Source organism: Streptomyces capparidis (assembly GCF_054782095.1).
This window is the reverse complement of the sequence record NZ_BAAGTD010000095.1, coordinates 1-15,501: the sequence shown is the minus strand read 5'-3', so window position 1 is coordinate 15,501 and position 15,501 is coordinate 1. Positions and strand designations below refer to the sequence as shown.

The window sequence follows — 15,501 nt, the reverse complement described above, 5'->3', positions numbered from 1 at the left end:
GTGGCCAGCAGCGCCTGCGCCTCGATCGGGTCGCCCAGCGTCGTGCCGGTGCCGTGCGCCTCCACCGCGTCCACCTCCGCCACCTCCACCCCGGCGGCGGCCAGGGCCTGGCGGATGACGCGCTGCTGGGAGGGGCCGTTGGGGGCGGTGAGGCCGTTGGAGGCGCCGTCCTGGTTGATCGCCGAGCCCTTCACCACGGCCAGCACCCGGTGCCCGTTGCGGCGGGCGTCGGACAGGCGCTCCACCACCAGCACGCCCGCGCCCTCGGCCGGGCCGAAGCCGTCGGCGGCCCCGGCGAACGCCTTGCAGCGGCCGTCGGCGGCCAGGCCCCGCTGGCGGCTGAGTTCGACGAAACCGGTCGGAGTGCACATCACGGTGACGCCGCCGGCCAGGGCGAGGTCGCACTCGCCCTGCCGCAGCGACTGCACCGCCATGTGCAGCGCCACCAGCGATGACGAGCACGCCGTGTCCACCGTCACCGCGGGCCCTTCCAGGCCCAACTGGTAGGCGACGCGGCCCGAGGTGACGCTGGACATGTTGCCGGTGCCGAGGAAGCCCTCGATGCCTTCGGGCAGGGCGTTCAGCCGGGCGACGTACTCCGAGGCCAAGGCGCCTGCGAAGACTCCCGTCCGGCTGCCGCGCAGTGCCGCCGGGGCAATACCGGCGCGCTCGACCGCCTCCCAGGAGGTCTCCAGCAGCAGCCGCTGCTGCGGGTCCATCGCCAGGGCCTCACGCGGGGAGATGCCGAAGAACTCCGCGTCGAACTCGGTGGCGTCGGCCACGAACCCGCCGCCCCGCACATAGGTCTTGCCGTGCGCGTCGGGGTCGGGGTCGTACAGGTCCTCGTCCCAATCCCGGTCCGCGGGGAACGGCGAGATCGCGTCGCGTCCGTCCAGCACCGTGCGCCACAGCTCCTCGGGCGAGCCGATGCCGCCGGGGAAGCGGCAGGCCATGCCGACGATGGCGATCGGCTCGTCACCGGTGGCGGGGACGGTGGCCGCGGGGCGGACGGGCGTGTGGACGGGAGCCACGCCGCCGACCTCGGACCTCACGAAGTCCGCGAGGGCGGTGGGGGTGGGGTGGTCGAAGATGAGGGTGGCGGGCAGGCGCAGGCCGGTGGCGGTGTTGAGGCGGTTGCGCAGCTCCACCGCCGTCAGGGAGTCGAAGCCGAGGTCCTTGAACGGGCGTTCGGCGTCAATGGACTGCGGGTCGGCGTGCCCGAGGACCGCGCCGACGTGGCCGCGCACCAGGTCGAGCAGGAACCGCTCCCGGTCCGCCTCGGCGAGCCCCGCCAGCCGCTGCGCCAGCGACGAGCCCTCGGCCTCGGTGCGGGCGGGCCCGACGACCCGGCGGGCCGGGGCGCGCACCAGGCCCCGCAGCAGCGAAGGCAGGGCACCGCCGGACGCCAGGGCCCGCAGGCCCGCGTGGTCGAGCGGGCTGAGCAGGAGCAGCGCCTCGTCGGCGGTGAGGGCCTGGTCGAACAGGGCCAGTCCGGATTCGGAGGTGAGCGGGACCAGTCCGCCCTGGGAGAGCCGGGCCTGGTCCTGGCGGCCCATGTGGCCGGTCATGCCGCTGGCCTGCGCCCACAGCCCCCAGGCGAGGGACGTGGCGGGCAGGCCGTGGGCGCGGCGGCGGTGTGCGAGGGCGTCCAGGAAGACGTTGGCGGCGGCGTAGTTGGCCTGGCCGGGCCCGCCGAAGAGCCCGGAGGCGGAGGAGTAAAGGGCGAACAGGGCCAGGTCGGCGTCCCGGGTCAGCTCGTGCAGGTTGAGCGCGGCCTCCACCTTGGGCCGCCAGACCCGGGTGAGCTGCTCGTCGGTGAGGGAACCGATGACGCCGTCGGCGAGGACACCCGCGGTGTGGACGACACCGGTGAGGGGGCGGTCGTCGGGGATGGCGGCAAGGACGGCGGCGAGCCGGCCGCGGTCGGCGGCGTCGCAGGCCACCACTTCCGCTCGGGCCCCCGACTCGGCCAGCTCGGCCACCAGCTCCGCCGCGCCCGGGGCCTCCGGGCCGGAGCGGCTGGTCAGCAGCAGGTGCCGCACCCCGTGCTCGGTGACGAGGTGCCGGGCCAGCAGCGAGCCCAGCGTGCCCGTCCCGCCGGTGACCAGCACCGTCCCGTCCGGGTCCAGGGCACGCGGCATCGTCAGCACGACCTTGCCCACATGCCGGGCCTGACTCATGAACCGGAACGCCTCCGGCGCCCGCCGCACATCCCACGTCCGCACCGGCAACGGAGCCAGCACACCCGCCTCGAACAGCTCCAGGATCGTGCCGAGGATCTCCCGGACCCGGTCGAGGCCGCCGTCGCCGGGGCTGTAGGCCCGGTAGGTGATGTCGGGGCGGGCCTGGGCGAGTTCCTCCTCGGCCCGGATGTCGGTCTTGCCGAGTTCGAGGAACCGCCCGCCGTGCGGCAGCAGGTCGAGGGAGGCGTCCACGAACTCCCCGGCCAGGGAGTTGAGCACCACGTCCACGCCCCGCCCGTCGGTAGCGGACAGGAACCTCTCCCGGAACTCCAGGTCGCGGGAGGACGCGATGACGGACTCGCCCAAGCCGAGTGAGCGCAGGACGTCCCACTTGCCGGGGCTGGCCGTGGCGAACACCTTCGCGCCCAGGTGCCGGGCCAACTGGATCGCCGCCATGCCGACCCCACCGGCGCCCGCGTGCACCAGCACCGTCTCCCCGGCCTTGACGCCCGCCAGGTCCACCAGGCCGTAGTACGCCGTCAGGAACACCACCGGCACCGAAGCGGCCTGCTCGAACGACCAGCCCTCCGGCATCCTGGTCACCACGCGGGCGTCCGTGACCGCGAGCGGGCCGAGGCCGCCCGTGACGAAGCCCAGCACCCGGTCACCGGGCGCGAGATGGGTGACGCCCTCGCCGACCTCCACGACCACACCGGCGGCCTCGCTGCCCATCACCCGCTGGTCGGGGACCATCCCGAGACCGATCAGCACGTCGCGGAAGTTCAGCCCGGCGGCCCGGACCGCGATCCGCACCTGCCCGGCGGCCAGCGGCGCGGCGGCCTCCGGCACCGGCAGCAGAGCCAGCCCCTCCAGGGTGCCCGAGCCGGTGGTGTCCAGGCGCCAGGCCCGCTCGCCCGCGGGCGGCACCAGGGCAGGGCCGGTGACGGCCGGTGCCAGGCGCGGCACCAGTACCTCACCGCCGCGCACGGCCACCTGCCACTCCTCGGCGTCCAGTGCGGCCGTGACCGCGCCGGGCACCGGCTCGGCGTCCGCCTCCGGGTCCAGGTCGAGCAGCATGATCCGACCGGGGTTCTCCGACTGCGCGGAACGCAGCAGACCCCACACCGGAGCCGCCGCCAGATCCGCCACATCCCCACCGCCGGTGGCCACCGCACCACGCGTCACCACCACAAGACGCGACTCCGCCAACGCGTCAACAGCCAACCACTCCCGCACCACACCCAGCACGTCACCCGTCACCCGCCGCGCCGCATCCGCCTGCCCCGTGCCGGAAACGGCCGACGGGGAGAAGAACACCACCTGCGGGGCGGGCACCCCGGCCTCCAGCACGGCCTGGATGCCGGGCACGTCCGGGTAGGCGTCAACGGGGAGTCCCGCGCCCTGCACCTCGGCGCCGATGCCGAACCGGTCGTCCTCGCCGAGCACGGCCCAGGCGCCGGTGGCCGCCACCTCGCCGGGCACGGGGATCGCGGACCAGTCCAGGCGGAACAGGCCGTCACGGCCGGGTGCGTCGGCGGCGCCGAGCTGCTCGGCGGAGACGGGGCGCAGCACCAGCGAGTCGATGCGGGCGACGGGCTGCCCGAGGGTGTCGGCGACGTCGATGGCCAGGGCGTCGTCCCCGGCCGCGGCGATCCGCACCCGCAGCCGATCCGCGCCCGCGGCGAACAGCGACACTCCCGTCCAGGCGAACGGCAGCCGCAGCGTCTCGCCCGTACTGCCGAACGGGGCGTAGCCGTTGGCGTGCAGGGCGGCGTCGAGCAGCGCCGGATGGATGCCGAACCGCGCCGCGTCACCGCGCTGCCCCTCCGGCAGCTCCACCTCCGCGAACACCGCGTCGTCCCGCCGCCACACCGCCTTCAACCCCCGGAACACGGGGCCGTAGCCGTAGCCCGCCGCCTCCGCGTCCGCGTAGAACCCGGAGGCGTCCACCGGCTCCGCACCGGCGGGCGGCCAGGCCACCAGCTCAGCCGCGGGCCGGGCCCCGCTCCGGGCGGCGAGGACGCCCTCGGCGTGCCGGGTCCAGGGCCCGTCCTGCTCCGCGGCCTCCGGGCGGGAGTAGACGGACACGTCCCGCTGCCCGGTGTCGTCGGGGGCGCCGACCACCACCTGGAGCTGCACGGCACCGTCCCGCGGCAGGACCAGCGGGGCCTGGAGGGTCAGCTCCCGCAGGTGCGGGCAGCCGACCTCGTCCCCGGCGCGGACGGCCAGCTCCACGAACCCGGTCCCGGGCAGCAGCACGGTCCCGGCCACCGCGTGGTCGGCGAGCCACGGGTGGGTGCGGGTGGACAGCCTGCCGGTCAGGACCAGGCCGCCGTCAGCGGCCAGGCTCACCGCCGCGCCCAGCAGCGGGTGGTCGGCGGCGGCCAGCCCGGCACCGGTCACATCGGCGGCCCCGGCAGGCGCCTCCAGCCAGTAGCGCTGCCGCTGGAAGGCATACGTCGGCAAGTCGACACGACGCACGGCCCGCCCGGCGAACACCGCCGACCAATCCACCGAAGTGCCCCGCACCCACAACTCGGCGGCATTCGCGATGAAGCGGGCCGGCTCGTCCTCCTCACGGCGCAGGGAACCCACCACCACGGCGCTCTTCCCCGCCGCCTCGGCGATGGCCTGCACACCCATCACCAGCACCGGGTGCGCGCTGACCTCGACGAAACGGCTGTGGCCGGAGGCGAGAGCCTGCTCGACGGCATCCGTGAAGCGCACCGGCTGACGCAAGTTGGTGAACCAGTACTCCGCGCCCATCGCGGTGGTGTCCAGCACCTCACCGGTGACCGTGGAGATCAGGGGCACTCGGGCGGGCTGCGGGGAGACCTCCGCCAAGGCAGCCAGAAGGCGGTCCTTGATGTCCTCCACGTGCGGGGAGTGCGAGGCGTAGTCCACCGGAACCATCCGCGCCCGCACCCCGGCCGCCTCGGCCGTCGCCGCGATCTCCTCCAACGCCGCAGGCTCACCGGCGACCACCGTCGCGGCAGGGCCGTTGAACACCGCCACCGACACCCGGCCCTCATACGCCTTCAACCAGGTCTCCACCTGATCAGCGCCGACAGCCAACGACAGCATCCCGCCCCGACCGGCCAACTCCTCCCGAATCGCCGCCGACCGCAACGCGACAACCCGCGCCCCGTCCTCCAGGCTCAAGGCACCAGCCACCACAGCGGCAGCGATCTCACCCTGCGAGTGCCCGACCACGGCAGCGGGCTTGACGCCCAGCGACTCCCACACAGAGGCGAGCGACACCATCACGGCCCACAGCACCGGCTGAACAACGTCCACCCGTCCCAACCAGGCGTCGTCGTCCCCGGCCAGCACCTCACCCAACGACCAGTCCACAAACGGCCGCAGCGCAGACTCACACTCCGCCAACCGAGCCCCGAACACCGGAGACGACGCAAGCAGACCCCGCCCCATCCCCAACCACTGCGACCCCTGCCCCGGGAACACCAGCACGACCCCGCCGTCCCCACCGGACACCCCGGCGACGACATTGGCCGCAACCCCACCCGTGGCCAACGCCCCGAGCCCCGACGCGAACTCCCCGGCGGCACTCCCCCACACCACCGCCCGGTGCTCCAGCACCGACCGCGACGACACCAGACTCCACCCGACATCAACCGGATCGGAGCCCCGCACCGCCTCCGCCAGCCGCCCGGCCTGCCCCGCCAGCGCCGCACCGGACCGAGCCGACACCACCCACGGCACCACACCCGACCCCGCGAGCCCGCCCTCTCCCGACACCACCACCGGCCCGGGCGAGGCGTCCTCCGGAGCCTCCTCCACGATCACGTGCGCGTTCGTCCCGGAAACCCCGAACGACGACACCGCGGCCCGACGCGGCGCGTCCCCCCGCGCCGCCCACTCCCGGGCCTCGCTGAGCAGCGAGACCCGACCCGCCGACCAGTCCACGTGCGGCGACGGCTCGTCCACATGCAGCGTCCGCGGCAGCACCCCGTGCCGCATCGCCATCACCATCTTGATGACGCCCGCCACGCCGGCGCAGGCGCCCGAGTGGCCGATGTTGGACTTGATCGAGCCGAGCCACAGCGGCCGGTCCTCGGGCCGGTCCTGGCCGTAGGTGGCCAGGAGGGCCTGGGCCTCGATGGGGTCGCCGAGGGTGGTGCCGGTGCCGTGGGCCTCGACGGCGTCGATGTCCGCGGTGGTCAGGCGGGCGCTCTCCAGGGCCTGTTCGATGACGCGGCGCTGGGCGAGCTCGTTGGGGGCGCTCAGGCCGTTGCTGGCTCCGTCCTGGTTGGTGGCGGAGCCGCGGAGCACGGCGAGCACGGGGTGGCCGTTGCGGCGGGCGTCGGAGAGGCGTTCCAGCAGCAGGACGCCGACGCCCTCGGACCAGATGGTGCCGTCCGCGGCGGCGGCGAACGCCTTGACGCGGCCGTCGCGGGCGAGTCCGCGCTGGCGGCTGAAGCCGATGAAGCCGGCGGGGGTGGACAGCACGGTGACGCCGCCGGCGAGGGCGTAGTCGCACTCGCCCTGGCGGAGCGCCTGGACGCCGAGGTGGGTGGCGACCAGGGAGGACGAGCAGGCCGTGTCGATGGTGACGGCCGGGCCCTCCAGGCCGAGGACGTAGGAGACGCGGCCGGAGACGACGGCGGTCATGTTGCCGGTGGCGAGGAAGCCCTCGATCTCCTGGGGCACGGTGTCCAGGCGGCCCGCGTAGTCGGAGGCGACGGCGCCGGCGAAGACGCCGGTGCGGGTGCCGCGCAGGGCGGCGGGGGCGATGCCGGCGTGTTCGATCGCCTCCCAGGACGCCTCCAGCAGCAGCCGCTGCTGCGGGTCCATCGCCAGGGCCTCGCGGGGGGAGATGCCGAAGAACTCGGGGTCGAAGTCGGCGGCGTCGTGCAGGAAGCCGCCTTCGACGACGTAGGACTTGCCGTGGGCGTCGGGGTCGGGGTCGTACAGGTCCTCGTCCCAGCCGCGGTCGGTGGGGAACGGCGTGATGCCGTCGCGGCCCTCGGCGACCATCCGCCACAGGTCGTCGGGGGAGGCGATGCCGCCGGGGTAGCGGCAGGCCATGCCGATCACGGCGACGGGTTCGGTGTCCTTGGCCTCCAGTTCGCGCAGGCGGCGGCGCACCTGCGTGAAGTCCGCCGTGACGCGCTTGAGGTACTCGCGGAGCTTGTCCTCGTTGTTCGGCATGGGTACTCCTACACGGTTCTCTGAGGGGCGGCCGCTGACTCCGGGCCGGGGCGGGCGGGGGTCAGGCCGAGCCAAGCTCGCGGTCGATCAGGTCGAACATCTCGTCGTCGGTGGCGGATTCGAGGGCGTCCTCGTCGATGACGCCGTCGGCGGGTCCTTCCGTGGTGGTGGGCGCGGTCCCGTTCCAGCGCCACAGGACGTTCTGGAGGCGTTTGGCGATCCGGGTGCGGGTGTCGCCGTCGGCGGCGGACTCCAGGGCGGCGAGGGCGGTCTCCAGCCGTTCGATCTCGGTGATGACGCGGTCCGCCTCGGCGTCGCCCGTGCCGTCGCCGGGTCCGAGCCGCTCCAGCAGGTGGGCGGCCAGGGCCTCGGGGGTGGGGTAGGTGAACGCCAGGGTGGCGGGCAGGGTCAGACCGGTCTCGGCGCCGAGGCGGTTGCGCAGTTGGACGGACATCATCGAGTCGAAGCCGAGGTCCTTGAAGGGCCGGTCGGTATCGACCTCGTCGGCGGAGGCGTGGCCGAGGACGGCGGCGGCCTGGCGGCGGACGAGGTCGGCGAGGAACCGCTCGCGCTCCCCGGCCGGGACGGCGGCGAGCCGCTGGGCGAGGTCCGCCCCGGTGTCGCCGTCCGCGGCGCCGGCGGCGGCCCTGCGGCGGGCGGCGGGAGCGGGGGCGGCGGGTGCGAGGTGGCGCAGCTCGGCGGGGAGGGTGCCGTCCTGGGCGCGGCGGCGCAGGGCCGCCGGGTCGAGCAGGGCGGTGTGGAGGACGGGTTCGTCGTGGCCGAGGGCGGCCGTGACGGCGGCGGCGGTGAGGCCGCCGGGGGTGCCGTCCCCGGCGGGGTCCCAGGGGGCGGGGGTGAGCAGGGTGCCGGGCAGGCCGTCGGCGCGCCGCCGCCGGACCAGGGCCTCCAGGGGGGCGTCGGGGCGGGGCGCGACGACGAGGAACGCCTCGGCGGTGCCGCGGGTCAGCTCGTCCAGGCGCCGGGTGACGGCGGGGTCGCCGGTGGTGTCGACGACGGCGGTCGGCGCGGCGGGCCACGCGGGGTCGGCGGGGTCGAGGACGGCCGACTGGAGGTGGATGCCGCGCTCCTTGAGGTCGGCCTCCAGGTCGGCGGGCAGGCCGACGGGCCCGGCGTCGGCGGGTGCGGCCAGGACCAGGCGGCGCGGTCCTCCGCCGGCCGCCAGGTGGCGGGCGACGGCGGCGGCGAGCTCCCCTCCGGGGGCGCCGGTGCCGGGGGTGGCCAGCAGCAGGGTGCCTTCGCCGGCCAGGGCCCGGGGCGCCGGGGCGGGGGTGAGCCGCTGGGCGCGGGGCACCAGGGCCTGCTCCCGGTGGACGGCGACGCGGGGCTCGTCCCGCTCGGCGGCGGCGCGCAGGGCGGCGGCCAGCAGCTCCGGCGCCCGGCCCGCGTCGTCGTCGAGGTCGATCAGGAGGAGGCGGCCGGGGTGGGCGGTCTGGGCGGCGGTGACCCGGTGCCAGACAGCGGCGGCCTCGGGCTCCGCTTCCGCGCCGGGTCCTGTGGTGACGGCGCCGCGGGTGACGACGGCGAGCCGGGTGGCGGTGAGGCGGTCGTCGGCGAGCCACTCCGCGAGCAGGCCGTCGAGGCCGGCCGCGGGCGCGGGCCCCGCGTGGGCGAGCAGGACGCACTCGGGCGCGGGCACGCCCGCGTCGAGGACGGCGCGCAGGGCGGCCGGGTCCGGGTAGGCGTCGACGGGCCGCCCGGTGTCCTGGACGGCGGCTCCCGCGCCGAGCGGGTCCTCGCCGAGCACGGCCCAGGCGCCCGCGAACACGGCGCCGTCGTCCGCGTCGTCGTCCGCGGCGGCCACGGCGAGCGGCGTCCAGGTGACGCGCACGGGCTCGGCCGCGGCGGGCGCGGTGAGCCGGGCGGGGTCCACGGTGCGCTGGACCAGGGCCGCGACCTCGGCGACGGGCTGCCCCGCGGGGTCGGCGAGCAGCAGCCTGGTGGCGCCGTCGCCCTCGGGGGTCAGCCGGACCCGCAGCTCGGTGGCGCCGGAGGCCAGCAGGGACACGCCGCTCCAGGCGAACGGCTGCCGCAGCCCGCCGTCCCGCGCCGCGGTGACGGCCGCGGCCTGGAGGGCGGCGTCGAGCAGCGCGGGGTGGAGGCCGTAGCGGTTGGCGTCGGCGCGCTGCGCCTCGGGCAGGGCGACCTCGGCGTACACCTCGTCGCCGCGCCGCCAGGCGGCGCGCAGCCCCTGGAACGCGGGCCCGTACCCGTATCCGGCGGCTTCCGCGGCCGGGTAGAAGCCGGTGACGTCGACGGGGTCGGCGCCGGGGGGCGGCCAGGCCGCCAGGTCGGCGCCGGGGCCGGCGGGGGGCTCGGGGGTGAGGACGCCTTCGGCGTGGCAGGTCCAGGGGTCCGCCTCGGGGGCGTCCTCGGGCCTGGAGTGGATGCCGATGGTGCGCGTGCCGTCCGCGGCGGCGGCGCCGACGACGATCTGGAGCCGGACGCCGCCGTGCTCGGGCAGCGCCAGCGGCTGCTGGAGGACCAGTTCCCGCAGGTGGCCGCAGTCGGCCTCGTCGCCCGCCCGCACGGCGAGCTCCACCAGCGCGGAGCCGGGCAGCAGCGGGGTGCCGGCGATGCGGTGGTCGGCGAGCCAGGGCTGGGTGCGGGCGGCGAGCCGGCCGGTGAGCAGCAGCCCGTCGCCCGCGGCGAGGCGGACGGCGGCGCCGAGCAGCGGGTGGTCCGCCGCGGTCAGGCCGAGGCCGGCGGGGTCGCCCGCGGCGCCGCGGGCCTGGAGCCAGTACCGCCTGCGCTGGAACGGGTAGGTGGGCAGGTCCACGTGGCGGGTGGTGCGGCCCGCGTACAGGGGGCGCCAGTCGACGGGGACGCCGGTGGCCCACAGCTCGGCGGCGTTCGCGGTGAGCCGGGCGGGTCCGCCGTCGTCGCGGCGCAGGGTGCCGACGGCGGTGGCGGGGGCGCCCGCGGCCTCGGCGGTCTCCTGCACGGCGGCGACGAGCACCGGGTGCGGGCTGACCTCGACGACGGTGGTGTGGCCCAGGCGGACGGCCGTCTCCACGGCGCGGGAGAACTCCACGGTCTCGCGGAGGTTGGTGTACCAGTAGTCGGCGTCCATGGCCGCGGTGTCCTGGAGCTCACCGGTGACGGTGGAGATCAGCGGGACGCGGGACGCGCGGGGGGCGACGCCGCGCAGGGCGGCCAGCAGCTCGTCGCGCAGGGGCTCCATCATCGGGGAGTGCGAGGCGTAGGTGCCGGTGACGCGGCGGTGCCAGACGCCTTCCCCGTCGAGCAGGGCGGTCAGTTCGTCCAGGGCGCCGTGGGGGCCGGAGACGACGGTGGCGGACGGCCCGTTGACGGCGGCGACGGACAGGGCGCCGCCCCAGCGGGCGATGCGGTCCCTGGTCCACTCGGCGCCCGCGGCGACCGAGAGCAGGGTGCCGTGCGCGGCCAGGGGCGCGGCGAGGGCGGAGCGGGCGGCGATGACGCGGGCGCCGTCCTCCAGGCTGAGAGCGCCGGCGACGACGGCCGCGGCGATCTCGCCCTGGGAATGTCCGACGACGACGGACGGCACGACGCCGAGGGACTCCCACACGGCGGCCAGGGACACCATGACCGCCCACAGCAGCGGCTGCACGATGTCGGCGCGCTCCAGCCAGGAGGCGCCCTCGCCGGAGCCGGTCAGCAGTTCGGTGACGGACCAGCCGGTGAACGGGGTGAGCGCGGCCTCGCACTCGGCGAGCCGGGCGGCGAACACCGGGGAGGCGGCCAGCATCTCCCGTCCCATGCCGATCCACTGGGAGCCCTGGCCGGGGAAGACGAACGTGACGCCGCCGGTGGCGCCGGTGCGGCCGGTGGCGGTGGTGTCGGCGGGCGCGTCCTCGGCGAGGGCGCGGGCGGCCTCGACGAGTGCGGCCAGGTCGGTGCCGTGGACGACGGCCCGGTGCTCCAGGTGGGCGCGGCGGGTCAGCAGGGCCCAGCCGATGTCCACGGGGTCGGCGCCGGTGGCCGCGGCGTGCTCGGCGACGCGGGCGGCCTGGGCGCGCAGCGCCTCGGGGTCGCGGGCGGACAGCAGCCACGGCGGGACCGGGGTGTCGAGGACGGGTTCCGCGGCGACGGTGGTCGCCCGCGGGCCGGGTTCCTCGGGGGCCTCCAGGATGACGTGGGCGTTGGTGCCGCTGATGCCGAAGGAGGACACCCCGGCCCGGCGCGGCCGGCCGTCCTCGGTGTCCCAGGGCTTGGCCTCGGTCAGCAGGGCGACGCGGCCGGCGGTCCAGTCCACGTGCGGGCTCGGCTCGTCCGCGTGCAGGGTGCGCGGCAGCACCCCCTCGCGCATCGCCATGACCATCTTGATCACGCCCGCCATGCCGGCGGCGGCCTGGGTGTGGCCGAGGTTGGACTTGATCGAGCCGAGCCACAGCGGCCGGTCCTCGGGCCGGTCCTGACCATAGGTGGCCAGCAGGGCCTGCGCCTCGATGGGGTCGCCGAGGCTGGTGCCGGTGCCGTGCGCCTCCACCGCGTCCACATCGGCCGGGGACAGCCCGGCGTTGGCCAGGGCCTGCCGGATGACGCGCTGCTGGGAGGGGCCGTTGGGGGCGGTCAGGCCGTTGGACGCGCCGTCCTGGTTGATCGCCGAGCCCTTCACCACGGCCAGCACCCGGTGCCCGTTGCGGCGGGCGTCGGACAGGCGCTCCAGCAGCAGCACACCGATGCCCTCGGCGGGCCCGAAGCCGTCCGCGGCGGCGGAGAAGGCGCGGCAGCGGCCGTCCGCCGACAGGGCCCGCTGCCGGCTGAACTCGATGAACAGGCTCGGCGAGGGCAGCACGGTGACACCGCCGGCCAGCGCCAGGTCGCACTCGCCCTGCCGCAGCGCCTGCGCCGCCAGGTGCAGCGCCACCAGCGACGACGAGCAGGCGGTGTCCACGGTGACGGCCTGCCCCTCCAGGCCGAGGGAGTAGGCGACCCGGCCGGAGGCGACGCTGGAGGAGGTGCCGATGCCGAGGAAGCCCTCCAGTTCCTCGAGGCCCGGCCCGTGGGAGGGGGCGTAGTCGAACGGCACCAGGCCGACGAACACACCGGTCCTGCTGCCGCGCAGCGAGAGCGGGTCGATCCCGGCGCGCTCCACGACCTCCCACGACGATTCGAGCAGCAGCCGCTGCTGCGGGTCCATGGCCACCGCCTCGCGCGGGGAGATCCCGAAGAACGCCGCGTCGAACATCCCGGCGTCCCGCACGAACCCGCCGTCGCGGCCGTAGGTGCGGCCGGGCGCCGCCGGGTCGGGGTCGTAGAGCTCGTCGATGTCCCAGCCGCGGTCGTCCGGGTAGCGGGTGATCGCGTCGCGGCCCTCGGACAGCAGCCGCCACAGCTCCTCGGGCGAGGTGACGTCGCCCGGGAACCGGCAGCCCATGCTGATGATCGCGATCGGGTCATCGTCGGCGCGGGCGGCGCCGGCGGCGGCCGGGGTGTCGTCCGCCGCCTGGTCGGGCAGCAGCCGCTCGGTCAGGTGCCGGGCCAGCGCCGTCGCGGTGGGGTAGTCGAACACCAGGGTGGCCGGCAGGTGCAGGCCGGTGTGGGTGCCCAGCCGGTTGCGCAGGTTGACGGCGGTCAGCGAGTCGAAGCCGAGGTCCTTGAACGGCCGGTCCGGGGGGACGGCCTGCGCCGAGGAGTGGCCGAGCACGGCCGCCACATGGTCGCGGACCAGGTCCAGCACGGCGCGGGCGCGGTCGGCGCCGGGCAGCGCGGCCAGGCGCCGCACCAGCTCGCCCGCGCCGCCCGCCCCGTCCTCGGGCGCCGCGCCGGACGGGGCGCGCAGGGCGCCGCGCAGCTCCGGCAGGTCGGCCAGCAGCGGGCTGGGGCGGTTCGCGGTGAAACCGGAGGCGAACCGCTCCCAGTCGACGTCCACCACCGCCACGGTCGCCTCGCCGCGGGCGAGGGCCCGCTCCAGCGCGGCGACCCCCCGCTCCGGCGGCAGCGGCACCAGCCCGCTGCGGCGCACCCCCGCCTCCACGGCCCGGTCGCCGGCCATGCCGCCGCCCGCCCACGGCCCCCAGGCCACGGACAGCGCGGGCAGCCCGGCGGCGCGGCGCTGCTCGGCGAGGGCGTCCAGGTAGGCGTTGGCGGCGGCGTAGGCGGCCTGGCCGAGCGTGCCGACGGTGCCGGAGAACGACGAGAACAGCACGAACGCGTCGAGTTCCCGGCCGAGCGTCAGCTCGTGCAGGTTGCGGGCCGCCGCGGCCTTCGGGCGCAGCACCCGGCGCATCGACTCCGGGGTCAGGGACGCGAGTATCCCGTCGTCCACGACGCCCGCGGTGTGCACGACGGCCCGCAGCGGCGCGTCGGCGGGCACACCGGCGAGCACCTCGGCGAGCCGGTCGCGGTCGGCGGCGTCGCAGGCGGCCACGGTGACCCGGGCGCCGGCCCGGCGCAGCTCGTCGGCGAGCGCCTCCGCGCCGGGCGCCTGCGGCCCGCCGCGGCTCACCAGCAGCAGGTGCTCGGCGCCCGCGGCGGCCAGCGACCTGGCGACCTCGGCGCCGAGGGCACCGGTGCCGCCGGTGACGAGCACGGTGCCGGACGTCGGCCACACCGCGGCCCCGGGCCCGCCGGACCCGGCGGCGGGGGCGTGGACGAGACGGCGGGCGTGCAGGCCCGCGGGGCGCACGGCCACCTGGTCCTCGCCGCCGGGCGCGGCCAGCGCACCGGCGAGCAGCCGCCTGGCGCGGTCGTCCACCGCGGCGGGCAGGTCCACCAGACCGCCCCAGCCGTGCGGCAGTTCGAGGCCGGCGACCCGGCCGAGCCCCCACAGGGCGGACTGCTCGGGCACGGGCGCCGGGTCGGTGGACGTCACCGCGACGGCGTTGCGGGTGGCGCACCACAGCGGGGCATCCACCCCGGCGTCGCCGAGCGCCTGGAGCAGTGCGACCGTGGCGGCCACCGGGTACGGCAGGCCGTCCGGGTCGGGCGCGTCCTCCTCGGCGCAGGCGAGCAGCGACAGCACCCCGGCGGGCCGCGCCCCCTCGGCGAGCAGCTCCCCGAGGTGGTCGGCGAGCTCCAGCCGGACCGCGTCACCCGCGTGCACCTCCACCGTCTCCACGGCGGCACCGGCCGACGCCACCGCGGCGCACACGGCGTCCACGAACCCCCGGTCGGCGGGCCGCTCCGGGACCACCACCAGCCAGCGGCCGCCCAACGCGGGCTCCCGGGGCGGCAGCGGCCTCCAGGACACGGCGTAGCGGCAGCCGTCCACGGCGCTGCTCTCCCGCTGCCTGCGCCGCCACGACGACAGCGCGGGCAGCAGCTCGCGCAGCGCCTCCTCGTCCCCGGTGCCCTGCGCGCCACCGGCGAGGGTCTCCACCAGCGCGGCGACATCCTGCCGCTCCACGGCCTCCCAGAACCCCGCCTCCGCCGCGTCGGCGGGCGCCGGGGCGTCGTCCTCCTGAACGGTCAGCCAGAAGTGGCGGTGCTGGAAGGCGTAGGTGGGCAGATCGACGTGGCGGGGGGTGTGGCCGGTGAAGAAGGCGGGCCAGTCCACGTCGGTGCCGGTGCACCACAGGCGGGAGACGGCGGAGGTGAGCGTCTGCACCTCGTCGTGCTCGCGGCGGGTCGCGGCCACCAGCACCGCATCGGAGTCCGCCGGCAGGCAGTCGGCCGCCATCGCGGTCAGGGTGGCGTCCGGGCCCAGCTCCAGGAACTTGCGGACACCGGCCGAGGACAGCCACTCGATGCCGTCACCGAACCGCACCGCTTCCCGGACATGCCGGACCCAGTAGGCGGCAGTACCGATCTCCTCCCCAGCCGCACGACCGGTCAGATTCGAGACGACCACGATCTCCGGCCTGCGGTACGAAATGCCGGACGCGACCTGCTCGAACTCGGCCAGCATCGGCTCCATCAACGCCGAGTGGAACGCGTGCGAGACCGTCAGGCCACGCGTCTTCACTCCGGCAGCGGCGAAGTGCTCCCGCACCTGCTCAACCGCAGCTTCGACCCCGGAGACCACAACCGCGGTCGGGCCGTTGACGGCCGCGATGTCCACACCGTCCAGCGAGGCAACAACCGACTCGACATCCGCCAGCCCGGCCTGCACGGCGAGCATCGCGCCACCCGCAGGGAGCGCCTGCATCAAGCGCCCCCGAGCAGCCACCAGACGGCAGGCATCCGCCAGATCGAACACCCC

At 76.4% G+C, this 15,501-nt stretch carries 2 protein-coding genes; both read right to left on the bottom strand.

The window, feature by feature from the left end:
• Nucleotides 1-7,355: SDR family NAD(P)-dependent oxidoreductase (locus ACYVO2_RS36520; RefSeq protein ID WP_461012432.1), on the bottom strand; the 7,355-nt coding region annotated here is incomplete at its 3' end.
• Nucleotides 7,356-7,416: 61 nt separating this feature from the next.
• The coding region (locus ACYVO2_RS36515; protein WP_461012431.1) for an SDR family NAD(P)-dependent oxidoreductase at nt 7,417-15,501 on the bottom strand (8,085 nt) is incomplete at its 5' end.